The following is a 22,452-nucleotide window of genomic DNA, read 5'->3' on the forward strand; positions in this document are numbered from 1 at the left end:
TTGAATTAAACCCGTTACTGAGTTATTGAAGGGCGCCAGGAACGGCGCCCTTTATTTTTTCTTGCCGCCGAACCAGCTTTCCAGTTTGTCGGCCGCCTGCACCCCCAGGGACGTTCCCACTCCGGGGCCAAGGATCGCCGTCCCCACCACAGCCCCGGTGACCGCTGCTCCGGTGGGGAACATGACCGGGTCCTGCAGCGTGCCGGAAACCCTGAGCGGGACACTTACCAGTGAAACACCTTGCTTCACCTCGACATAAACCTTGCCACCCAGTTGTTTTGAAGACGAAATATCCACATCCCCGTTGGCATTGAGTACTCCGGAAGAAATGTTCAGCTTGCTCAAACGGATGTCTTTCCCTGCAACGTTAAATATCCCGCTGAATTCCTCGAACGCTGTCTGTCCACCGCGCACTTCCTTGATCTTGATCGGTTGAGCCGCTCTTGCCAGATCGAAACCGTGCAACACCCCATTGTGGATAGAAAAATCGCCATCAACATTCGGACTATCCGCAAGCTGAGATGCCGTTCTGCCATTCATTGCGAACCTGGCTTTGGCATTGAGCCGGCCATTTACACGGGCTTTGGAATTGAACAGTGGCAACAGAGACTCCAGCGCCACGCGCTGGCTCTTAAGGTCGCCTTTAAGCCGCCACCCTGATTTCCAGTTGAGCTCGGCCGCCCCCTTGAGTGTCCCTCCATAGAGCTTGCCATCGATATCCTTGAGCCGTAACGCTTCACTATCGACGACTCCGGCAATGTTCAGCACGTCGAACTGAAACGCCGGCCCCACAGGAAAGCGCCATTGCTGAGCAGAGAGCTTTAAATCGAAGTCACTGTCCGATATGGGCGTAGCATCCAGCTTGAGCTTGCCGTCATCGCTCGCAAGTAGCGCATTCTTCAAACCCCCGTCCGAGTTCATGTTTACTACCACGCTGAACAGGGGCAACGCCATGCCTGGTGAATCCAGCGTGACGTGATTCAAACCGATTTTTTCGATTCTTACTGTTTGGGGACCTCCATCCGATTTGAACCAGGCTGGCATCTTTCCCAGCATGTCCGTACGGATGGAAATCGTGTCCAGGTCAATATTGCGTAAAATCTTGACTGTGCTAAACAACGAACTTAAATTCGGACTGACCTTGACCGAAGCTATCCTGACTTCTTGCTGGGCGCCGATGGTAATTCTTTCTAGCGCCACATGAGGCATGGGAACCAGCGAAAAACGCAACGAGCCAATCTTGACAGGTTCATTCAGCTTTTCACCCGCCTGCTTCTCGATTTCAGGAATATATGTGTTCAACGGGATGAGAAAAGGCAGACCGATTACAGCCAGAAAAACAACTAGAATAATAAACAGGCGCTTAGTCCACTTCACAGTATCTACCTTAAAAATTACGCCATTTACGGCAACATCACAGATAGGAATTGACCTTTTTACCACAGCAAAGTAAAATCCGCAGCTTGTTAATTCCCTGATAGCTCAGTTGGTAGAGCGACGGACTGTTAATCCGCAGGTCCCTGGTTCGAGTCCAGGTCGGGGAGCCAAATTTGCAGTACAGTTAGAGGGTTACCGTTTAGGCGGTAGCCCTTTTTCTATTCCGCCTCTATATAGACCTCTTCGGGGCTCCGCATCGAAGTAGTTTTGTTCACTTTTGGCAGTTAAATCAGGAAAATTAATGCGTAATTTTTGGACCATCTTTACAGTAGCTCTGCTCATTTTTAGCGCTTCGGCACAAGCAAACGAATCCAAGGAAGGGGGCTCATCTCCCTATGCCAAGTTAGAAGTTTTCACAGTCAACCTTCAGGGTTTAACGCATTACTTACAGGTTGGCATAGCCCTTAAGGTCTCAAAATCCGAAGTTGGTGAAGAAGTCAAAGTTTGGAATCCCGTAATTCGTCATGAATTGATCCTGCTACTCAGCAGTCAAAATAGTGAAGAACTTGCCACGACCGAAGGCAAGAAAAAAGTAATGGCAGCCATCAAGACTGTCATCAACAAGATTCTGAAACTTGATGACAAAGAAGGTGTAACGGACGTTCTGTTCGAGTCTTTCGTCATTCAGTAAATACCGCCCCTTTTTTCAGGGCTCGATATCAGGCACTGAGGCTACAAATAAAGTACTTTGTCTATCTTTAACTCTACCCCTTAGCCAAGCATGAATGCTTTCATCTCACTTGTATTGAATTGGCTCAAGCCACTTGACAACGCGCCGGTCGAAATTCGACGTGCCAAACAATTAATCGCTGCCATTGACGCTGGCGGTACTCCTCTTGATTCAGCCAGAATTTCCAGAATTGCAGAAGATCTCGGGTTGGAGGTATCAAAAAAGGCTCGGATGGAGGACACTATTGACCGAATTCGGATGGCGCTTAAACGCTACTGACGACCTACTGACTATGCGCTGTTTCTGGATATCCCATGAGTACTTTACCCAATGAGCCTCCCACAATGAACACTTTACCAAAATGCCCGCAATGCAATTCGGAATTTACCTATGAAGACGGCGCCATGTTTATCTGCCCAGAATGTGCGCACGAGTGGCCGAGGGTGGTAGCGGAGAGCACTGATGACCGGCGCGTCGTGTGCGATGCCAATGGGAACGTGCTGATGGATGGAGACACCGTGGCGGTGGTCAAGGATCTGAAGGTCAAAGGGTCGTCCTTGGTGGTCAAGGTTGGGACGAAGGTAAAGAATATCCGTCTGGTGGAAGGCGATCACGACATCGACTGCAAGATCGACGGAATTGGCGCAATGCAGCTGAAGTCCGAATTCGTGAAGAAAGTGTAGGTGGCTGGCTTTACATCAGGGCGCCGAAAACTTTTCAAGCACTATGGCTACAGCCGTCTTTCTGGGCGGACTTTCGCTCTAGAGCGGGGGATTGAACAGGTCGATCACAACACGCTCCAGACAGCAAGTGCAAACAATCCACCCAGTGTCGTGGCAAGCCAGTCAAAAAAGTCACAGGTCTGTAAATCGGGATGGAAGTAATCGTAGATTTCTTTCACTGCGCCGACAAGAGACACTATGCCTACAGCAAATAATGTGGGCGCACCGCAAGCAGCCAGTAAAAAGAACAGAACCGCACCTACGATAAAATGCGCCTGTTTGTCTTTGGGTACGCCGATTTGTGGCAACTTTTCGACGTAGGCGCTGAGAAACTTGAGGATGGATTCGATCATCACCGTTCTTCATGCGGGGTTATGCTTGAGATGTGCCAATGAAGTACGATGATTTCAACTAAACCTTAGGTTTTCTGCCCGGTGCTGCAGGAGGAATATATCCAGATATTCGGCAACGTATTCCTTCGACTTTCTCCCCCTTCTCGAACCGAATCGAGTTGCACGCCATAACCTCTCCTTTGGCAGCAAGTTCTGATATATGGAGGCGCACATCAGTTAATGATATCCCTATAGCTTCAGCGATCTCTGCGTCAAGCTGTTCGCCATGCTTTTTCAGGTATTGCAGAATCTCTTTCATGGATATTTACCAGAAACAGCACGAATGATGGGGTAAAGTATATGCCAAAATGGGTATGGAACGGACTACAGATTTTTTCGATTTACTAATAAAATGAAGGCATCCGCAGGCGGTGAGCATGTGCATAATGGTGCATTCGCCCGGCGACCTTACTCAATCAACAGGGGAAATTGGCGTCATGCATGACCGTAGCAGCATCAAGCTCATCAATCAAACGACACGCACGAGCAGAATTGCAATCGCGTTAATCCTGCTCACGTTGGCGATGCCGTCCTTGTTTGCCTGGAGCGACAATGTCGCGCTCGAAAGCGCAAGAGAGTTTACCGGTCAGCTGGCCGCGGTGACGCTGCTTGCGTTTATTGCACGGCTATGGGTAGCGCGTCATTACTCTGCAGGGGTACAGGTCCAAGTGTTGCTGGCGTTTGCGCTAGCGCTGATTAGCTGGTCGGGCTATGTATCACGGATTGCGCATGATGAGCGCGTGTCGGTAATGGCACAACCGGTCAGTTCAACGCCATCGCGTATTCCTAGCCAAATGGAGCCAGTGGACTCAAAACTTGAGGGTGCGCAGCGATAGCGCACTGGGTGTTCGTGCGCTCCGCAATCTAGCCAATTGACCCTAGAGCAAGCAGGCTCCTCTACAAATTACCCAAGTGGCCAATCCAGTTTGGAGCACGAATGTTGTCAGCGACAGTTTGACCTCCGGTTGGCGTATCAAGTGCCTGATGGTGTCTGTGGGGTCTGGCGTCGCAAAGCAGTCCTTCGCCGACTGCTTATTTTTTCCATGGTCTACTGCCGGCTGGTTCTAAGGACCATTTATGGGCGCGGATGCGGGAAATTATCTCACAGCAGTCGAATAAGCGCAGACTGCCGTGGCCCTGGTTGCTCGGCCTCGGCCCGCGGGACAATGGACGTTCCCTGACGGTAGGCGAGACGCATTGACTTCAGGTCCGGGCTAATTTGGGCTTGGCCGCAAAGTCACAGGGTAGTGTGACGAATCAGCCCGGCATCATCATTCTACAAGAAAAACAAACTGTGCGGCGGAGTCACCCTCCACGAGATGCAAGAAACTGGATAAATGGCCTGCGGGAGCCATATCACCGTTCAGGGACAAATGAAAGATCACATTCTGACAACGTCTGCCAGATCAGATCGCAACGACGACATGTTAGTGCAGCGTTCTTTCCTTGCCGCAGCATTGCTTGAATTTCAGACCACTCCCACATGGACAAGTCTCATTGCGCCCGACTTTAGGCGTTTCCCGCTTGGTTGAAACAGGCTTCGCTCGGGAATGCCAATAGTGAAATATCTCCACAACCGCCTTGGGAAGCATGTCGGCACATTCCTGCAGCAATTTCGTATATTCATCATCAGGCAGGTATTTCTTTCCCCTTCTTTCAGATTCTTCTTTAAAAGCGCCGGACAAAAGCAAAATCGGGAAAGTCAGCTTCTTCAAAGGTTCGTTTCCCGGACTCAGCCATTCCTCCGCAGAAAGCCCCCACCCCAGGATGTAGCCCTCGCACCATGTTTGATAATCAGGCTGATGGTCAGTGAGAGGTTTCAGGATAAATTTGATTGGCTGATTTTCGCCAAGTGTTGCGGCCACGCTTTTATAGAAACGCATCATCAATGTCATGAACTCCTGAGCCAGTTCCATCGATTCGTGTTCCGGCCCGATCTTGAAAACTTCATGCATCCATTGGCCTGGCGCGATGGTGTCCGGCGCGCTGATAACGGCGCACAGGAATCCCTGCAATTTGTCCAGGCTCATGCCCTTTCCATTGAAAATGGATGAGGCCAGCAATTCCTCCAATCTCGTGAGTTCCTGCTTCGATAGTGCGTTTGTTGGCATGAATGACCTATATGTTCTATTGGCTAAGCTTATTTCTATTCGATTTGATTGTATCAAGTGCAGCGCCGATTTCCGGTGTGTGGTGCAATGTTATACTGAAAAACCCTTTGTATATCAGACAAAATCCACTATCTGAAGAATATGCATATGGATTTCAGGCAATAACTTCAACCTCGGCCACCAGATCGTTACGGTCGCAACTTGCAGGTTTACACCGGTCAACCATCTCAAAATTACTCGTTTCAGAGTAAAATACTCGTTTTTCTCAAGTGCAGACGCACGTACAAGGTAAATCGCATTATGGATCTGAATCAATTTCTGGGGCTGGGGGACGATTCTGAAGACCCTCAAGAAACCCGCAAACGCCTTCAGCTATACATCAACCTGAAGCTGTCCTCGTCGGGCCAACCGCCCTGCCTGGAGGGCGAAAGTAGCGATTTCCTGGCCGTTGCGCAAAATCTTCTGCAAAGCTACCGGGAAAAATCCCGCTTGTTGAGCGGCTACCTCTGCCCACCCGATCAACGTATCCAGGCGTTCCTGGATGATTATCTTGCCGATGCAGCAGATGGTTCCGTACCCCGGTTGCCGGAAAACACGCTGATCCTCGATCGCCATGGCGTGGCCCGAGAGCTTTCCCTGCCGGTGAACAAGAATGAGTTCAAGGGCGATTATGTCAGCAGTTATCGAATTCGTAACGGCGTACTACACAACCCGGTTAGCGACCGTCGCACGACCAAGGGATTATTCCACGTAACCGAGGGCGGACTACCGATACCCGGCGACAAGAAAGCGGTTCCCAAGGTCGCTTTTGCACGTCTGTTGCGTGAAGCAATCAACCCCCCGGAACATCTGATGCGCCTGCCGTTCGCCGCTGGACAGCCGCAGGAAGCGGCGATGTTCGTTTCGCTGCTTCTTCGCCCGGTAATCTGCCCCGAAATCCCCGGGCGCGAACCGGAAAAGATTATGGAAATTCGCTTTTTCGCGCCAGGCGGTCTGGTGAGCAATCTGGATTTTGTAGAAAGCATCTTCGGCAATGGTGGCAACCCTGTACTGGCGTCGAACGATGTCGGACTGGACGTGGATCATTGGTCCGGTCACACCGGTTGTGTGATTCTGGCTCCTCACCTGACCCGACTCACCAAGAAAGAACTTGGGCTTCCCCACCGGGATGCTGCTTCACCTCGCCAACAGGCGGATGGTATGTGCTGGGTCGATGAAAACGAACTGTATAACGATGGTTCCGCCTTCAAAATTACCGCTCGCGACGAGCGCGGGGTGATCGTCACCATACTGGCCGACAATTACTTCGGATACTGCAAGAAAGAGGTCAAGACCCAGATCAGCTATGCCACCAACCTTTTCGGGCTGGCTGAAGAGGAGCATGCGGGCGGCGCACTGGCGTTCCCGCGGCACAACCACGGCGAGGAATTCGGGGTGGACAGCATCACCCGAGTACCAGGGTACAGCTTTGAAGAGATCGCGACCCAATATGGCGATTTAATGATTGTACAACCGGAAGGCTACGGCATCGACAAGTTGCATCCGGAAGTCATTTATGTGCCGCAGGACCTGCGCATGGACCTTCACGCTCAAACCATCAACTGGATGAAGGATGGCGTACCTCAGACCATCAAGCTTCGTCCGGACCATATCTACGTGCAGCCCAACGGCTACAAGGTCGAGATGTGCAAGCATCCGGGCGCGCCATCATGGCGTTTGGTGGGCACGGATCCGGAAGGTACTTTCTGCCACAAGCCCTGCACCGTGTCAGGTGGAGGAAAATCGGAGATTTCCAAGTCGCTGAATGACGCGGTGATCTACGGCCCGCTTTTCGTTGCCGATCTGGAGAAGGACCTCACTCAGGTTGAAAAGATCGTCAAGAAAAATTACTCGGGCCGCTTCAAACCGGGATTCGAACATGAGGACCGGGATGCAGCCCGCACGCTACTCAGCGCCGAACGCAGCCTGGGTTCGGTGATCAAGGTACTCACCCCCTCCCCCTCCCACACCGAGGAATACAATGCCTGGCTGGAAGAAATTCCTGACCGCATTTTAGCGCTGGTGTTCATCATCAAACGCATGTATCGCCCGGAATGGGGCGACAACTGGCGCAACTATCTGTCGACGGATTTCGTTAACGGTCATCCCGGCCATGAACTCAAGCTCGGTGAAAGGAAGCTTGTCGGTTCCTATTTACGGATAGGTTTTGCTGAGAACGGGGCATGGCGCGTGTTCAAGTTACGCCAGGATTTCATCGCTGCCGACAAAGTACAGATGGAGGACGACATCAGCGCCTCAGTTGTCGTTCCCGCTGCATCCCTGCCCAATATGTCACCGAAAAGCGACAACCCTTCCGTCAAGCTCGTGCGTAACTGCGAGTACCGCCTGTTCCAGCGCCCGGACGAGGCGATTCATCGCGGATTCGATCTCCAGGCCGAACAGGATATGGCCCTGCGCGACAACTTTATTGCAAATTTCGAACCGATTAATGGCGAGTCATTGTCGAAAATCATCGATGACGTGGTGGGGTTCGACCAGTACACCGACCCCATGCGCAAGATTCTTCGCGAAGCCCATGAAGCAAACCAATATGTGGTGTCCTCCGCACATCCACGCATGGTGGACGGCAAGCCGAGCAAGAACCCCCGTTACCTGCAACTGCGGCTCGACCTCGCCAACCCGGTAAGGCGCTATGTGGCGGAAATTGGTGCCAGATTCAATCGACGGGTTCCTTTGGGCACACCCGTCATCGAACCTGTCAACGCAGTGCTGGTGGGCCGTCGCAACAATCCGCCGGAACCCGGCATACGCCCTTTGGCAGTCTATAATCCGATTCACTATCAGGAACTGCCCGAGCTGTTCATGGACTTCATCTGCAGCCTCACCGGCAAATCGCCCTCCACGACAGGGGCTGGCAGCGAAGGCGCGCTCACCAAAGGGCCGTTCAACGCCCTCCGGCCCACTGTAGATATGAACAATACGCTGGTGTCTTTTATCCTTACAGGTTACGCCGGCTATTCCACCGCTGCCGGTTATATCGGCCCGAATCTCCGCGTTGATCACGACATCAGCCTGCTCGTGCCGGAAATCTGGTCACGCCTGAAGCCACAGGAACGGGATCCGCGCTTCCTGATCGAAAACGGTTACATGGAAAAGATTGCCGATTTCCAGTATCAAGGCCGCCTGATTCAGGCAAGCCGCCTTGGCTACCGCATCACGGAACGCTTTGTACACGGTTTCATGGGCAAGATGTTCGATGCACCCCGCGCAGTATTTGGCGAGCATATCCTGCGTCCGGAAACCCAGGACATGGCGGTGTTCGTGGATGGCGTGGAAAATATCGTCGAAGCGCAGCAGAAGGTGGCAGCCTGCTATCTGGAAGATGGTAGTGTGGAAGATGCCTGCCCACCGCTCAAAGCCCTGCTTCACATCATGGCTAATGGCCGTTATGAGGGCAAAGATGTGCATGACCCTGCCATCCGGGCCTTGTTTACCCGTGAAGCCTTGCTCGCTTCGGATTGGTACCAGGAACGACTAATGACGAAGCAGGCGCGGGACATCCATCTTTGGGAGCGCCACATTGCTTATCTGGATACCTTCGCCTGCCGTACAAGTCATCAGGACCTGGCAGAACGGCTTGACATCCATGAACGGCTAGAAAGTGCCAAGACCAAGCTGAAGTTGGTCAAGAGCACGGCATACTTGCAAAGCCTGAGTGGTACTATCGGCGCCGACCCGTTACGGCCGATGCAGTCAAGAACATAGATTCGCCATTGCGGCCGCAGTGTACTGCTGACCACTCCAAAATTGACGATGCTGACAATGAAATGGCTAGTGCCTGGCACTAGCCATTTCATTTTTGGAAAACACGATTCATTTCCCCTGTCCGGCCTGCAAGCCATGAGCTTGCCACGACCCAGCCATTCAGCTATTCTCGAATCGTAAGACTTAGCCGCATATTTAATCAAAAAATCAGGAGGAACAACAATCATGAGCAATAAAGTCAAAGTTGCATTGCTAGGTTTGGGTAGCGTTGGCGAGCTTTTCGCCGAACATTTTCTGGAGAAAATTCAGGAGCAACATGTCGATGTAGAAATCGTGGCGGTGGCAGATCGCCATCTGGACTCTCCTGTCGCTCTGGGCTTTGCTCACAGCAACGTACCCGTTTTCAAGGATGCCCTTGAGGTGGTCGATCTTGGCGAACAGGTCGATATCATATTTGATCTTACCGGCAATGCTGAACTGCGCAAGGCCTTACGGCTCAGGCTTCAGGAAACTGAAAACCGCCATACCGTCATCGCCCCAGAGGTTTTTGCGCAACTACTCTGGAACTTTTTCGGTGATAACATCGATTTGCCTGAACACACCCAAACCGGCTACTAGCCTAGTCGAACATCAGAAAAAAGCCGCATTGACTGACTAGCCAATGCGGCCTTGGACTTGGCACTATCGATACCTCCCAACAAGGCGGATCTGAAAATGCGATTACCTATCCAAAACTTTGTCACATCCTCTATCGCCATCTTGCTGGGAACGTTCATCGTTTTGTCGACAGTAGTTGCGGCTTCACCTGTAAAGCCGGAAGAAGGATTTGATTACCAGATACTGAGTTCTCCTCAACCAACGAAGGCTGACGGTAAAATAGAGGTTATCGAATTTTTCTGGTACGACTGCTCGCACTGCAATGCCATGGCGCCACTGATCGAGCCATGGGCTAAACGCCATCGGAACAGTATCGATTTCAAACGCATTCCGGTGGCGCGGAATGAAGGGGCAATTCTGCAACAACAGCTTTATTACGCGCTGGAGAGTTTAGGCAAAGTGGAGGAGTTACACATCCAGATATTCAACGCCATTCATGATGAATGGATACCCTTGAAGACAATGGAACAGATGGCAGATTTCCTAGAAAAACAGGGCGTCGGAAGAAATAATTTTCTCAAAGCCATCAACTCTGCCGCCGTAATGAAGAAAGTCCAGCGCGCACAACAACTCACTGCAGCCTATAGAGTAGATTCGGTACCGACAATCGTGGTAAATGGACAATACGTGACTTCTGCCAGCATGATAGGCGGCAACCAAGCGGATGTGCTGCCGGTTGTCGACTATCTTGTCGCCAAATCAAAACGACGTTTACCCTGAAAAGCAGAGCACTACTTCAGACTTTAAACCACAGTATCGTATCAAGAGTTAAGCGGGGTTATTGCTCGACTTCCAGTGCCCACAACATGGCATCTATATGGGCGATATTCACTTTCTGTACATCCAGCCCGCAATCAGCTGCAAGCTCAGCAATTCTTTCAGGTTCGAATTGTTCGCAGGCAATGGCAAGCTTCAGATAAGGCGCATATCTTCCTTCTTGGTGCACCAGAGCCTGAATCAATTCCTCAGACAGATTAAGGTAGGCCAGCGCCTTTCCCATCGGCACCCTGAGCAACACGTCCAATAGAGAAAAGAAACCAACGATAAACAGGTTATCCAACTCTCCAGGCGAGAAAGCTTCCCGTCCCAGCGTTTCCGTCATCCGCCCACGAACCATCGCATTTTCCATCAGCGCCCTATCCTGCGGATGGGCTGTTCCACCACTGTACAAAAGCAAGGTCAGCCACCGATAGAGTTTTTTCTGGCCCAACACGGCAATAGCATGTTCGATCGCGACCACTTTCATCACCAACCCGCCCCCCACAGAGTTGATGTAGCGCAGAAATTTATAGGTCAGCATCGGATCAAGCTTGAACACGTTAACCAGTTCAGTGATATCTGCATCCTTCTGAATCAGGTTCAGCAGTTCGAACAGCCTGATGTGATTGGCTCCTACCCTAGGCTGTTCCAGTTCCTCCAACCGCGTCAGGAAAGGCCCCTGAAAATAATCGAACCGCAATTTCCGGCAAGCATCATAGGCCTCCGTGGATTCGACGTTTTTTGCGATCAACCTTATCCATAGATACTGGCTGCATAGAGAGTCCACCATATGGCGCAGTCTCTGCGAATCTTCCGAGGACACGTCGATGATCGCCAAATCGACGACCTGAAGAAACTGGCTCATCTCCGGCACATCCGAAAAATCCTCCAGTGCAATCAGGAAACCTTTTTCTTTAAGTGCAATCAGATTTGCCAATGTTTCTTCAGGATTGTCGATCAATTCCGAGGCAGAGCGGATAACCAGCACCACGCCTTTTTTCGGCAGGTCTTCAAATAAGCGACAACCAAGGGAAGCCGGGGAAATGCCGATAAAGGCTAACCGGCTACCCAGTAATCGGCCAATATCCATGTCCATCACATTGCGGAGCAAAACTTCATCATACAGGCGCAAAACCGCACGAGTTTCAAGGCGAACCTTGTGTCCGGGAGATTTGCGCAGCATAAATTCATAGCCCGCCATGCGCCCGCTGCTGTCAAGCATGGGTTCACGGCAAATAAACGACTGAACTGTTTCCGCCGGGACTGCACCCCCTTCCACAGAGGGTTTAACCGGTGAGACAGTGGGAGAGGGGGATGCGAGACCTTGTCCTAATAAATCAGAATGATCAATTTCCTTTAGTGGCGCAAGACCATCGAGCTTGCTCTCGTCCAAGCTCGTGTAGGAGACTCGCTGAACCTGCTTGCCAGATGCGTGGGTATGTGAATCCTGTTGACCGAACATCCATTTCAAGAACCTGCCTAACATCTATAATATTCCATCTGGTTATGTCCAATGATCAAACAAGGATATAACAAACGCCCTGACTTGTAGTTAGGGGATTTCCCTAAATTCTAATATAGGAATGAGACCAGGCTATTTGGGTTGACACACAAACTTAAGCACCGCTTCCTCGATGCTGTCTGGAGAAACAAGGGTTTCTTCTGGATTTTGAATGGTCTGCTTGCTGACCAGCGACATGTTTTCATCGTAAGCATCTACCGTCAGCCTCGAGGTGGTCTGCCGACGGCAATCAGACTTGCTCGATATCACCAGGTATTTTATGCCACGCCTGCCGACGCGGTATTCCAAATCCCCAAAAACGTGGCGAGTTGTATAAGTAAAAACCGGCGCTGTGCCCACGATACTGGATGGATCTATCTCACGCACGCTGTCGCCGACCTGAGTGACCGGTGCCCAGTCAACTGCCTGTGCGGAGAAAGCGGCAGCCATGCCGAGAACGGCTACGCCGAAATGAAATCTAAAAACGTTCTGCATCAATTTACTCCTCATTGGATTCACATTAAACTTGCCGCCACTACCATCATATCAAACGCCATCCAGATAACGAATCAAAAGGAATCCAGCAATGAACAGAAGCTCTAAAATCATCGGTATCGCCATTTTTCTGCTGAGCGTAATTGGAAATTCCCACGCAGCCGGTACGATTTTTGAAGCCGCACGGGATGGCACACCGCAAGAGGTGGAAAAAATTCTAGCCAGCAACAAAAATCTCATCAACGCGCACACTGAGCTCGGCTCTACGCCGCTTCATATCGCGGCCTCCAATTCCAACCCGGGAATCGCCAAACTGCTCGTAGCCAAGGGTGCTAATATCAACGCCAGAGACAACAACGGCTTGACACCGCTGCACATTGCCGCTTTTACCGGGAAGAAGGAATTAGTCGAATTTTTCCTGAGCAAGGGTGCCGACCCCTATGCCAAGGACTTCAAGAACGAAACTCCTCACGACAAGGCCTACCATTCCCTGAGCCATGAAGTCGAGGGAATTCTGGCAGTGTGGATGCTGAAAAACCCTCAGCCGGCAAAAAATAAATAGGCTGCCACCCGATCCAAGCCAGTACAGCAATTATCAACTAAGCAGGCTAACAGCTTATAGCCTAGTATTCGAGCTGTCGAGGTTCGCCGATCACGTTGCCTTGCGCATAATCCACTCCAAGCGAGCGCAGCATTTCCAGGGTCGTTTTGTCCTCGACAAACTCGGCGATCGTTTTGATCCCCATCACATGGCCAATGCGGTTGATCGCTTCAACCATGGCGAAATCAATGGGATTATTCGCCATGTTCTGGACGAAAATCCCGTCGATTTTCAGATAATCCACCGGCAATTCCTTGAGATAGGAAAACGACGACATTCCGCTACCGAAATCGTCCAGGGAAAAACGGCAGCCTGACAGCTTCAATTCCTGCATGAAATGGCGCACACGCTCAATATTCGAGATCGCCACGGTCTCGGTAATTTCGAAGCACAATGACGCGGGTGAAATACCATAACAGGCGATTTGTTCTTGCAGAAAATCGAGGAAAAACTCGTCATTCAAACTGGCGCCGGAAAGGTTGATCGAGCAGAGACGGGGCAGGCCCACTGTATCGGCACAACTCAATTTCTGCTGCACCATGGCGAACAGGGTTCGCACCACCCAGCGGTCGATTACCGGCATCAGGCCGTAGCGTTCAGCGGCTGGCAGAAAATTTTTCAGCGGCACCAACTCCCCACCCATATCCATCATGCGCAATAGTATCTCACCGCGATAATCATCCCCCGGCACCTCACCATGAAGCGAGACAATCGGCTGATAATAGAGAAGGAAACGCTTCTCCTCGAATGCCTTTGAAATATCTGCAACCCAACTCATCTCACTATGGCGCTGGATCAGATCAAGATCCTCCGGACTGTAAACATTGACGCGGTTTCGGCCCCTGTCTTTGGCGGCATAACAGGCCGCATCGGCGCAACTCATCAGATTAATCGCGCTGCCACAATGTGCGGTGATCGGCACCAGACCAATACTGACACCCACTTCAAAGGTCTTGCCTTCCCATTGAAAGCGGAAATCCTGCACAATTTTCCGTAACACATTGGCAATTCGTATTGCTTCATCAAGGGGGCGATGTTCCAGCAAAACACCGAACTCATCTCCACCCAGCCGGGCCAGCGTATCGTTGCCCTGAATTTGCGCCCGAAGACTGTCAGTCAATTGCCGCAGCAATTCATCCCCAGCCGCATGACCGGCGGTATCATTGACCAGCTTGAACTGGTCGAGATCCATGTACAGCAAGGCATGTTGTTCATGGTCAGAAGTGGTGCTGTCCAGCAACCGGGTTAGCCTGAGGTCGAATTCGCGCCGGTTGATCAAATTGGTCAGTTGATCGTGAGAGGCCTGCCAAGCCAGTTGCTTGGCCAACTCGCGCGCCTGCGTAACATCACGGAACACGAGCACCGATCCGATCGCTTCGCCTTCTGGGTTGCGTATCGGTGCAGCTGAACTTTCGATGTCGAACTCGCGATTATCGACACCAATCAGCAGGATATTTTCATACTGACTCACCATCACGCCATCGATGGGGCCGTCAAAAGCGGGGTGCTGGATTTGCTTGCGAGTGAAAGCATCAACGGCATTAAATGCCCAGCGCAGGGTCAACCCCTGGATTTCCTCCAGCTTCCAACCGGTTAGCTGTTCAGCAACCGGGTTGAAATAGGTTACGTTGCCATGGACATCGGTAGTGATTACGCCTTCTCCGATGGAGTCCAGCGTGACTTGGGCACGCTCCTTTTCCTGAAACAGGGCACGTTCAGTCAAAGCGGTTCGTCTCATCACATACAAGGCAATCAAGGTACCCAGCAAAACGGCCAGCACACCAAGCATGCCCATCAATAACAACACTCTGCGAAAAGAAGAAGCCGCTTCGGCCGCAACTTTATGTTCATTCTCCTGCTGCAAATCCTTGAGCAGAGTGAGCTGCCCTATTACCCGTTTCTGTGCGGGAATTACTTCTTTCAGCAAGGACCGGCGGGCTTCTGCAAGTTTCCCTTGCTGGAAAGACCGCACTACCCTGGCCTGCAGTTGCTCGCCACTTTTTGCGAGTTCCAGCGATTGCGCTAACGAGTCTTTTTCTTCAGGGTTTAGCCCAAGCGCCACCATTTTTTCGCGCGCCTGAATGAATCTGGCGGCAATTCGACCAAATTCAAGCAACTCCTCGTCCCATTCGAATGGATCGGTCAACAGCGCCAGCCGGTGCAAACTGATTGCACGGTCGCGGGCCGCAGCCCTCATATCTGAAACCAGCGCAGTTTTGGCGTAATTAACTGCTCTGATACCCTCAGTTCTCTCGTTCACCGCCATGATGCGCACCAGACCAATTACGGTCAGTCCAACCATCAACAGCAACACCAGACTGAAACCGGCAAGAATGAGAGTTTTTGAATTCTTCAGCACGCTCAGGAATCCTCGCCGGCGATGGGAACGTCGCCAAGAACTTCCAAAACCGGCACGCCTGATTCATCCAGTTGCACATGCTCGATCTGGGAAAAACGGCGGCTGATCTTCTGGCTGGTGACATGCACTTCCTCGGCATCCTCATGGGCCAGGCGAATATGATCCGCCAACTTTTTCATGCGTGTGTCGAAGCGGGAAAACTCCTTACCCAGCTTGCTCAGCGCATCCTTGATGATATGCACTTGCTTGCGGGTTTCAACGTCCTTGATCACGGCCCGGGCGGTGTTCAGAATCGCCATCATGGTGGTCGGCGAAACGATCCATACGCGCTTCTGCATCGCGTAATCCACCACGTCATCCTGATGATGGCCGTGTATCTCTGCAAATACGGCCTCGGCGGGCACGAACATCACCGCACCATCGCTGGTTTCACCAGGAATGATGTATTTCTCGCTGATTGCGTCCACATGTTTTTTTACGTCCGACTTGAACTGCTTAAGCGCTTGGGCGCGGTCTCCCTCGGACAACTCGGCAGCAAACATGCGGTGATAGTTTTCCAGAGGAAACTTGGAATCGACAGCAACATTGCCTGTCGGCTCAGGCAGCGTCAACAGACAGTCCACACGGTTGCCATTGCTCAGGGTTTGCTGGAAGGCGTAAGCCGAAGGCGGCAGGATATTGCGCACCAGCGCCTCCAGTTGAACCTCACCGAAGGCACCGCGCGAACGCTTGTCGCCGAGCAGTTCCTGCAGACTCACCATGTTGGTGGTCAATCCGTCGATCTTCTTCTGCGCCTCGTCGATAGTCGCCAGCCGTGCCATGACGTTGGCGAAAGTCTCGTTGGTTTTCTTGAAACCCTCGTCCAGCCGCTCCGTCACTTTGCCGCTGATCTGTTCGAGACGGCCATCCACCGATTTGGTCAACGATTCAATGGCGGTAGTCAGCTGCTGGGTGGTGTTGCGCAAGGTGGACTGAATCAGTTCCTGGTTGGCACGCACCTGCTCGGCAGATTGCGCCAGCATCGCTTCACGAGTCTGGGCAAGACCGGTACTCTGAGACAGCTGCAATTTCTCCAGCGCATCCCGGTTTAACTGGAGTTCCTGAGAGATCGATCCACGCAGACGCTCGGCGTTTTCCGCTGCGGCCGAATTCATACGGTCGCCCTGCCTGGTCAGGCCCTCGTGCAGGTCGGACAGCATGGCACGGTGCTTATCCTCCATGATTTGCGCCACCAGTGACGGAAGCTCATTCTGCCGGCGGACCAATCCGCCGAATCTGAACCCCAGCCACAAGGTGGCGGCCAGGATAAACAACAGCAGAATGCCGATCAGGATTTCGGGCATGGCTTTCTCAAATTAAATGGAAGGGAGATTATAACGCATCACCGATGGCGCCGTTATCAAGCCGATAACCGGGTGGCTAACCTCCAAATAAAAATCCCCCGCTACCCGATTTGTAGATCGGAAAAGCGGGGGATTCTTGACAGGTTATGCCGTTACCGACCTGACCTCTTGCGCTCGTTCTCCGTCAAAAAACGTTTGCGAATACGAATCGACTTAGGTGTGATTTCAACCAGTTCGTCATCATCAATAAATTCAACAGCAGATTCCAGCGTCATCTTGATCGGCGTGGTCAAACGAACCGCTTCGTCAGTCCCGGAGGAACGCACGTTGGTCAGTTGCTTGCCCTTAATCGGGTTCACCACCAGATCATTGTCGCGACTGTGTATGCCGATGATCATACCCTCGTACAGTTTGTCGCCGGGGCTCACGAACATCTTGCCGCGATCTTCCAGCTTCCACAGGGCGTAAGCCACGGCCTCGCCGTTGTCCTGGCTGATCAGCACGCCGTTGCGGCGGCCGGGAATATCGGCCCGGACTTCGGCATACTCGTCGAACACGTGCGACATCACGCCGGTACCACGGGTCAGGGTCATGAATTCGCCCTGGAAGCCGATCAGTCCACGCGCGGGAATACGGTACTCCAGACGCACCCGGCCATGGCCATCGGGTTGCATGTCCTGCAGGTCGCCGCGGCGGCGCCCCAATTCTTCCATCGCCGCGCCCTGGTTGGCTTCTTCCACGTCGAGCGTGAGCGCCTCGTAAGGCTCGCACTTGACGCCGTTGATTTCCTTCATCACCACGCGCGGCTTGCCCACAGCCAGTTCATAACCTTCGCGACGCATGTTTTCCAGCAGCACCGTCAAATGCAATTCGCCGCGCCCGGAAACGACAAAGGAGTCGGCATCCTCGGTCTCTTCAACTTTCAATGCCACGTTGATCAACAGTTCCTTCTGCAACCGGTCGCGCAGTTGGCGGCTGGTGACGAACTTGCCCTCGGTGCCTGCCAGCGGCGAAGTATTGACGCGGAAGTTCATGTTCAGCGTTGGCTCATCCACCAGCAACAGTGGCAGCCCCTGAGGATTTTCCTTGTCGCAGATGGTAACGCCGATGCCCACTTCTTCAATTCCGGTAATCAGAATAATATCCCCGGCCTGCGCTTCATCCAACTGCACACGCTCCAGACCATGGAATCCCATCACCTGGTTAATCTTGGCGTTTTTCGGGGTGCCATCCGGTCCGTTCATCACGACAACTTGTTGGCCCGGCTTGATACGACCGTTGGCAACGCGGCCGATACCGATACGACCGACGAAACTGGAATAGTCCAGTGCAGCAATTTGTAGCTGCAACGGAGCATCCGGATCACCCTTAGGCGGTTCTACGTGCTTGAGTACGGTATCGAACAGGGCGCGCATGTGATCGCAAGGCTTGTCCAACTCCAACATGGCGTAGCCGTTGATTGCGGAAGCGTAGACCACTGGGAAATCGAGCTGGTCATCGGTTGCACCCAGCTTATCGAACAGTTCGAAGGTCTGGTTGACGACCCAGTCCGGGCGCGCGCCAGGGCGATCGATCTTGTTCACCACCACAATCGGCTTGAGACCCAGCGCAAGCGCCTTTTTGGTCACGAACCGGGTTTGCGGCATCGGGCCTTCCACTGCGTCCACCAGCAGCAGCACGCCGTCGACCATACCCAGCACGCGTTCCACCTCACCGCCGAAGTCGGCATGCCCTGGGGTATCCACGATATTGATGTGAACGCCTTCATATTCGACAGACGTGTTCTTGGCGAGAATGGTGATGCCACGCTCCTTTTCCTGATCGTTGCTGTCCATCACCCGTTCGGCGATATGCTGGTGCGAGGCGAAGGTGCCAGCCTGATGCAGCAGCTTGTCCACCAGCGTGGTCTTGCCGTGGTCGACGTGGGCGATGATTGCAATATTGCGTTGGGCGCGTGACATGTATTGATTCCTGCTAGGTAAAAAAGTCAGCGATTGTAGCATAAATAACTGGCTTTTCTGGAAAATATCCGTATAATGCGCCGCTTGGCTGAAGTAATGTGTTCTCAGCCTTTGTTCATCGCTCCTGACCCTTCCTTCTCAGAATTTCCTGAGTACGATACACCCCGGTTAGCGACGATGTTTTAGCGCCGCGTGGTGTTTGGTACTTGACCCATTTTTCAATCGGGTCACCCCTGCTTATTGCCTGCTGCGCGTTATTTTTACCTTAACTTTAAGGAAAACTACGTGTCTTTTGAAAAACTGAATCTGAATCCCGCCATCCTGCAAGCAATCGCCGATAGCGGTTACACTGAACCATCACCGATCCAGGCTGCGGCCATCCCCGAAGTACTCGCAGGTCACGACCTGATGGCTTCGGCGCAAACCGGAACCGGCAAAACCGCCGCCTTCATCCTGCCCGCGCTGCAATACCTGACCGAACCTTCACAGAGCAAAAGCAAAGGCCCGCGCATTCTGGTATTGACCCCGACACGCGAACTGGCAAACCAGGTTAACGATGCCGCACGCAAGTACAGCAAACATATGCGCGTCAAAACCGTCAGCATTCTCGGCGGCATGCCTTATCCTCTGCAAAACAAGCTACTGTCGCAGCCTGTGGACATCCTCGTCGCCACGCCTGGCCGCCTGATCGACCATCTCGATCGTGGCCGCATCGACTTCTCGCGCCTGGAAATGCTGGTACTGGACGAAGCCGACCGCATGCTGGACATGGGTTTCATCGACGACGTCGAGAAGATCGCCGCCGCCACCCCTGCCAGCCGCCAGACCCTGCTCTTCTCGGCCACTCTGGAAGGCACCATCGCCACCCTGGCGAAGCGTCTGCTGAAAGATCCCAAGCGCATTCAGATGACCGCGCAACAGGCCAAGCATGAGAACATCGAACAGCGTCTGCATATCGTTGACGACATGTCGCACAAAAATCGCTTGTTGCAGCATCTGTTGACCGACATCAATGTCAAACAGGCCATCGTCTTCACCTCCACCAAGCGCGATGCCGACATGCTGGCAGAAGACCTGTTTGCACTGGGCCATCAGGCTGCTGCTCTGCACGGCGACATGAACCAGGGCGCGCGTAACCGCACCCTCACCCGTATGCGCAGCGGCGCCATCAAAGTCCTGGTCGCCACCGACGTGGCAGCGCGCGGACTTGACGTGGCCGGCATCAGCCACGTGATCAACTTCGATCTGCCCAAGTTCGCCGAGGACTACGTTCACCGCATCGGCCGTACCGGCCGCGCTGGCAGTTCGGGATTGCGGTATCCTTCGCCTCCGGCAAGGACGTGATGAACCTGAAGAAGATCGAGCGCTTTACCGGTCACGCCATCACCCCGCATATCGTTCCCGGCTTCGAAGCGAAACGCCCAATGCGTTCCGGTGCGCCCAGCCCTTCCGGCAAGCGTCCTGGATTCGGCAACAATGACCGTCGCCCCGGCTACGAAGGTCGCCCCAACGGCAACCGCGAAGGTTATGCGGGTCGCGGTGGCCCGAACAAGAGTGCTACCGGAACCGGACGTCCCGTCAGCCGCGGTCGGTAATTCTGGCTGGTAACACCATAAAAAAAGGCGCTCTTTCGAGCGCCTTTTTTGTCACCGCTTTGCGCCGACTCAATCGTCGTGGCGACCGTGCTTGTATTTGTTTTTGTACTGCCCCAGATGCCGACCATTATCGTGATGATCATGGTCATCAACATAGACGACTTCCTTTCTCACTCTCACGGTTTCACGTCTGCGGTCGGACGTTGCCACCGCGACACCAGCCGCACCGCCCACTGCGCCACCGATAATTGCGCCATCGCGCCCACCCATGGCGGAACCAATTGCGGCACCCGCTCCACCGCCCAATGCCCCACCCAGAACCGCATCACTATCCATGGCTTTCGCTGTACTTGCAGCAACAACCAACACACCCATCACCAACAACATCAAGACTTTCATTTTTTTCTCTCCGGCAAATATTGCGATTCGAATTATAGAGATTTGCCAGAGCACGAAGGGTTACGGTTTTGTCATTTTCAGGGGGATCAAACCTCCTTGTTGCGCATGAAATCAGCCGTTTTCCAGAAGGCGCCTTTTAATTCTTCACGCAACCCCTCTTCAAGACCCAGATCCTGCATAGCCTGAATCATGCAGTTCATCCACTGGTCGCGCTCCGTATCGCCGATTGCAAATGGCAGGTGGCGCTGGCGCAAGCGCGGATGGCCGTATTTCTCTACATACAGTTGCGGCCCGCCAAGCCAGCCAGACAGAAACATGAATAACTTCTCGCGCGAAGCCTTCAGGCTCTTTGCATGCAGTTCGCGGATACCCTGGAAATCCTGCTGCAGGTCCATCAGGTCGTAAAAGCGGTCAACCAGTTTGTGCACCACTTCCTCGCCGCCAATTCTTTCGTAATGTGTCTGCATGCCTAGCCTCGCACCGGCCTGACTTTGCTCGCCACGAGTTTGGCTCGACCGCGCGCCTCTTCTATATCCTTACCGTTGGCGAGTGCCACACCCATGCGGCGGCGGGTGAAACTTTCCGGCTTGCCGAACAAACGCAGGTCGCTCTGCGGCACAGCCAAGGCTTCTGCCACACCTTCGAAGACAATGCCGGTAGCTTCCATACCGCCATAAATCACCGCGCTGGCCCCGGGTGAGCGCAGCGAAACATCCACCGGCAAGCCGAGAATGGCGCGAGCATGAAGATCGAATTCGCTCTGGATCTGGCTGCACATCGTTACCATGCCGGTATCGTGCGGGCGCGGGCTAACTTCTGAAAACCACACCCGGTCGCCCTTTATGAACAGTTCAACCCCAAAAATGCCACGGCCACCCAGGTTATCCGTCACCGCCCCGGCAATATCGCGCGAACGGGACAGCGCCGCGTCGCTCATAGTCTGCGGTTGCCAGCTTTCGACGTAGTCGCCTTTGACCTGGACGTGGCCGATCGGCTCGCAGAAAAAAGTTTCCACTTGGCCCGAAGCGCCCACCGCGCGCACGGTGAGCAGCGTGATTTCGTACTCGAAATCAATAAAACCTTCGACGATCACCCGCCCCTGATTCACCCGACCGCCGCTGGCGGCATAATCCCATGCCGTTTTTACATCGGCAGGACTGTCCAGCCGAGACTGGCCTTTGCCGGAGGAAGACATCACCGGTTTGACGATGCAGGGATAACCAATTCCACCGTCGATCGCCGCCTGAAGATCTTCCAGACTGTCTGCGAAAGCATAGGGCGAAACAGGTAATTGCAGCGTTTCTGCCGCCAGTCGGCGTATACCTTCGCGATTCATGGTCAACTGCGCGGCGCGCGCCGTGGGTATCACCTCGGCCAGTCCATCACGCTCGATTTCGACCAGCATGTCGGTGGCGATGGCTTCGATCTCTGGCACGATCAGGTGCGGCTTTTCCTGCTCGACCAGGGCACGCAGCGCGGCGCCATCGGCCATATTGATGACGTGCGCTCGATGCGCCACCTGATGGCCGGGCGCATTCGCGTAACGGTCCACCGCAATCACTTCCACGCCAAGGCGCTGCAAGGCGATGATCACTTCCTTGCCGAGTTCGCCGCTGCCGAGCAGCATGACGCGGGTTGCGCTCGGGCTTAACGGGGTGCCTAATTTCATGGGGTTTCCTACAGAT

General features: G+C 53.2%; 20 protein-coding genes, 1 tRNA gene and 1 pseudogene. 10 read left to right on the plus strand and 12 right to left on the minus strand.

Annotation, left to right across the window (positions count from 1 at the left end):
- Positions 1-51: 51 nt before the first annotated feature.
- A complete protein-coding gene (locus tag SCD_RS07685; RefSeq protein ID WP_009205669.1) occupies positions 52-1,377 on the minus strand; it encodes an AsmA family protein in 1,326 nt (441 codons plus the stop codon).
- A 94-nt stretch (positions 1,378-1,471) separates the two neighbouring features.
- Between SCD_RS07685 and SCD_RS07690 the strand changes: the two genes are divergently transcribed.
- The 4 genes from SCD_RS07690 (at position 1,472) to SCD_RS07705 (ending at position 2,790) form a co-directional block, all read left to right on the plus strand.
- Positions 1,472-1,547, plus strand: a tRNA-Asn gene (locus tag SCD_RS07690).
- A 131-nt stretch (positions 1,548-1,678) separates the two neighbouring features.
- Complete coding sequence (locus SCD_RS07695) at positions 1,679-2,068, plus strand: flagellar basal body-associated FliL family protein (protein ID WP_009205668.1); 390 nt, start codon at positions 1,679-1,681, stop codon at positions 2,066-2,068.
- Positions 2,069-2,158: 90 nt separating this feature from the next.
- Positions 2,159-2,386 (plus strand): hypothetical protein, encoded by a 228-nt coding sequence (locus SCD_RS07700; protein WP_009205667.1) that lies wholly within the window; start codon positions 2,159-2,161, stop codon positions 2,384-2,386.
- Between the two features lie 65 nt (positions 2,387-2,451).
- Positions 2,452-2,790: a zinc ribbon domain-containing protein YjdM gene (locus SCD_RS07705; protein ID WP_023506887.1), complete on the plus strand. Its 339-nt coding sequence runs from the start codon at positions 2,452-2,454 to the stop codon at positions 2,788-2,790.
- A gap of 104 nt (positions 2,791-2,894) precedes the next feature.
- Here the strand turns inward: SCD_RS07705 and SCD_RS07710 are convergent, their stop codons facing one another.
- The gene (locus SCD_RS07710; protein ID WP_009205665.1) at positions 2,895-3,182 is read right to left on the minus strand and encodes a VanZ family protein; all 288 of its coding nucleotides are present in this window, start codon (positions 3,180-3,182) and stop codon (positions 2,895-2,897) included.
- 58 nt (positions 3,183-3,240) lie between these two features.
- Positions 3,241-3,480: a winged helix-turn-helix transcriptional regulator gene (locus SCD_RS07715; RefSeq protein ID WP_009205664.1), complete on the minus strand. Its 240-nt coding sequence runs from the start codon at positions 3,478-3,480 to the stop codon at positions 3,241-3,243.
- A 127-nt stretch (positions 3,481-3,607) separates the two neighbouring features.
- Between SCD_RS07715 and SCD_RS07720 the strand changes: the two genes are divergently transcribed.
- Positions 3,608-4,057, plus strand: a complete 450-nt coding sequence (locus SCD_RS07720; protein WP_009205663.1) for a hypothetical protein — start codon at positions 3,608-3,610, stop codon at positions 4,055-4,057.
- 591 nt (positions 4,058-4,648) lie between these two features.
- Here SCD_RS07720 and SCD_RS07725 read toward each other — a convergent pair.
- Positions 4,649-5,251 (minus strand): YecA/YgfB family protein, encoded by a 603-nt coding sequence (locus tag SCD_RS07725; RefSeq protein ID WP_009205662.1) that lies wholly within the window; start codon positions 5,249-5,251, stop codon positions 4,649-4,651.
- A gap of 381 nt (positions 5,252-5,632) precedes the next feature.
- Between SCD_RS07725 and SCD_RS07730 the strand changes: the two genes are divergently transcribed.
- From SCD_RS07730 to SCD_RS07740, 3 genes are all read left to right on the plus strand, one after another.
- Positions 5,633-9,097 carry a hypothetical protein gene (locus tag SCD_RS07730; protein WP_009205661.1) on the plus strand — a complete coding sequence of 1,155 codons (3,465 nt, stop codon included), beginning with the start codon at positions 5,633-5,635 and terminating at the stop codon, positions 9,095-9,097.
- 225 nt (positions 9,098-9,322) lie between these two features.
- Entirely contained in the window at positions 9,323-9,715 is a 393-nt protein-coding gene (locus SCD_RS07735) for a hypothetical protein (protein WP_009205660.1), read from the plus strand.
- Positions 9,716-9,811: 96 nt separating this feature from the next.
- Positions 9,812-10,474: a thiol:disulfide interchange protein DsbA/DsbL gene (locus SCD_RS07740; protein ID WP_009205659.1), complete on the plus strand. Its 663-nt coding sequence runs from the start codon at positions 9,812-9,814 to the stop codon at positions 10,472-10,474.
- Positions 10,475-10,532: 58 nt separating this feature from the next.
- Here the strand turns inward: SCD_RS07740 and SCD_RS07745 are convergent, their stop codons facing one another.
- Positions 10,533-11,975 carry an EAL and HDOD domain-containing protein gene (locus SCD_RS07745; protein WP_009205658.1) on the minus strand — a complete coding sequence of 481 codons (1,443 nt, stop codon included), beginning with the start codon at positions 11,973-11,975 and terminating at the stop codon, positions 10,533-10,535.
- Positions 11,976-12,107: 132 nt separating this feature from the next.
- On the minus strand, positions 12,108-12,509 hold the full coding sequence (locus tag SCD_RS07750) for a surface-adhesin E family protein (protein WP_009205657.1): 402 nt from the start codon (positions 12,507-12,509) through the stop codon (positions 12,108-12,110).
- 91 nt (positions 12,510-12,600) lie between these two features.
- Here SCD_RS07750 and SCD_RS07755 point away from each other — a divergent pair, with 91 nt between their 5' ends.
- Positions 12,601-13,071 carry an ankyrin repeat domain-containing protein gene (locus SCD_RS07755; protein ID WP_009205656.1) on the plus strand — a complete coding sequence of 157 codons (471 nt, stop codon included), beginning with the start codon at positions 12,601-12,603 and terminating at the stop codon, positions 13,069-13,071.
- A 61-nt stretch (positions 13,072-13,132) separates the two neighbouring features.
- Here SCD_RS07755 and SCD_RS07760 read toward each other — a convergent pair whose 3' ends face one another.
- The 3 genes from SCD_RS07760 to typA all read right to left on the minus strand — a co-directional run bounded on the left by SCD_RS07760 (position 13,133) and on the right by typA (position 18,773).
- Positions 13,133-15,469, minus strand: a complete 2,337-nt coding sequence (locus SCD_RS07760; protein WP_009205655.1) for an EAL domain-containing protein — start codon at positions 15,467-15,469, stop codon at positions 13,133-13,135.
- A 2-nt stretch (positions 15,470-15,471) separates the two neighbouring features.
- The gene (locus SCD_RS07765) at positions 15,472-16,812 is read right to left on the minus strand and encodes a DNA recombination protein RmuC (protein ID WP_009205654.1); all 1,341 of its coding nucleotides are present in this window, start codon (positions 16,810-16,812) and stop codon (positions 15,472-15,474) included.
- 152 nt (positions 16,813-16,964) lie between these two features.
- Entirely contained in the window at positions 16,965-18,773 is a 1,809-nt protein-coding gene (gene typA, locus SCD_RS07770; protein WP_009205653.1) for a translational GTPase TypA, read from the minus strand.
- A 285-nt stretch (positions 18,774-19,058) separates the two neighbouring features.
- Here typA and SCD_RS07775 point away from each other — a divergent pair.
- Positions 19,059-20,368, plus strand: a pseudogene (locus tag SCD_RS07775) (DEAD/DEAH box helicase).
- Between the two features lie 69 nt (positions 20,369-20,437).
- On the opposite strand, the gene SCD_RS07780 reads toward SCD_RS07775, so the two are convergent.
- From SCD_RS07780 to purT, 3 genes are all read right to left on the minus strand, one after another.
- Complete coding sequence (locus SCD_RS07780) at positions 20,438-20,767, minus strand: hypothetical protein (RefSeq protein ID WP_070099570.1); 330 nt, start codon at positions 20,765-20,767, stop codon at positions 20,438-20,440.
- Positions 20,768-20,853: 86 nt separating this feature from the next.
- Positions 20,854-21,234: a group II truncated hemoglobin gene (locus tag SCD_RS07785; protein WP_009205649.1), complete on the minus strand. Its 381-nt coding sequence runs from the start codon at positions 21,232-21,234 to the stop codon at positions 20,854-20,856.
- 2 nt (positions 21,235-21,236) lie between these two features.
- Positions 21,237-22,436: a formate-dependent phosphoribosylglycinamide formyltransferase gene (purT, locus tag SCD_RS07790; protein ID WP_009205648.1), complete on the minus strand. Its 1,200-nt coding sequence runs from the start codon at positions 22,434-22,436 to the stop codon at positions 21,237-21,239.
- Between the last annotated feature and the right edge of the window lie 16 nt (positions 22,437-22,452).

It is taken from the genome of Sulfuricella denitrificans skB26 (assembly GCF_000297055.2).
GTDB lineage: Bacteria > Pseudomonadota > Gammaproteobacteria > Burkholderiales > Sulfuricellaceae > Sulfuricella > Sulfuricella denitrificans.

Excerpts from the sequence above, each read along its gene's own strand:
- SCD_RS07695 (WP_009205668.1), top strand. The coding sequence starts at position 1,679 with ATGCGTAATTTTTGGACCATCTTTACAGTAGCTCTGCTCATTTTTAGC.
- SCD_RS07700 (WP_009205667.1), top strand. The coding sequence starts at position 2,159 with ATGAATGCTTTCATCTCACTTGTATTGAATTGGCTCAAGCCACTTGAC.
- SCD_RS07705 (WP_023506887.1), top strand. The coding sequence starts at position 2,452 with ATGAACACTTTACCAAAATGCCCGCAATGCAATTCGGAATTTACCTAT.
- SCD_RS07710 (WP_009205665.1), bottom strand. The coding sequence starts at position 3,182 with ATGATCGAATCCATCCTCAAGTTTCTCAGCGCCTACGTCGAAAAGTTG.
- SCD_RS07715 (WP_009205664.1), bottom strand. The coding sequence starts at position 3,480 with ATGAAAGAGATTCTGCAATACCTGAAAAAGCATGGCGAACAGCTTGAC.
- SCD_RS07720 (WP_009205663.1), top strand. The coding sequence starts at position 3,608 with ATGGTGCATTCGCCCGGCGACCTTACTCAATCAACAGGGGAAATTGGC.
- SCD_RS07725 (WP_009205662.1), bottom strand. The coding sequence starts at position 5,251 with ATGAGCCTGGACAAATTGCAGGGATTCCTGTGCGCCGTTATCAGCGCG.
- SCD_RS07730 (WP_009205661.1), top strand. The coding sequence starts at position 5,633 with ATGGATCTGAATCAATTTCTGGGGCTGGGGGACGATTCTGAAGACCCT.
- SCD_RS07735 (WP_009205660.1), top strand. The coding sequence starts at position 9,323 with ATGAGCAATAAAGTCAAAGTTGCATTGCTAGGTTTGGGTAGCGTTGGC.
- SCD_RS07740 (WP_009205659.1), top strand. The coding sequence starts at position 9,812 with ATGCGATTACCTATCCAAAACTTTGTCACATCCTCTATCGCCATCTTG.
- SCD_RS07745 (WP_009205658.1), bottom strand. The coding sequence starts at position 11,975 with ATGTTCGGTCAACAGGATTCACATACCCACGCATCTGGCAAGCAGGTT.
- SCD_RS07750 (WP_009205657.1), bottom strand. The coding sequence starts at position 12,509 with ATGCAGAACGTTTTTAGATTTCATTTCGGCGTAGCCGTTCTCGGCATG.
- SCD_RS07755 (WP_009205656.1), top strand. The coding sequence starts at position 12,601 with ATGAACAGAAGCTCTAAAATCATCGGTATCGCCATTTTTCTGCTGAGC.
- SCD_RS07765 (WP_009205654.1), bottom strand. The coding sequence starts at position 16,812 with ATGCCCGAAATCCTGATCGGCATTCTGCTGTTGTTTATCCTGGCCGCC.
- typA (WP_009205653.1), bottom strand. The coding sequence starts at position 18,773 with ATGTCACGCGCCCAACGCAATATTGCAATCATCGCCCACGTCGACCAC.
- SCD_RS07780 (WP_070099570.1), bottom strand. The coding sequence starts at position 20,767 with ATGAAAGTCTTGATGTTGTTGGTGATGGGTGTGTTGGTTGTTGCTGCA.
- SCD_RS07785 (WP_009205649.1), bottom strand. The coding sequence starts at position 21,234 with ATGCAGACACATTACGAAAGAATTGGCGGCGAGGAAGTGGTGCACAAA.
- purT (WP_009205648.1), bottom strand. The coding sequence starts at position 22,436 with ATGAAATTAGGCACCCCGTTAAGCCCGAGCGCAACCCGCGTCATGCTG.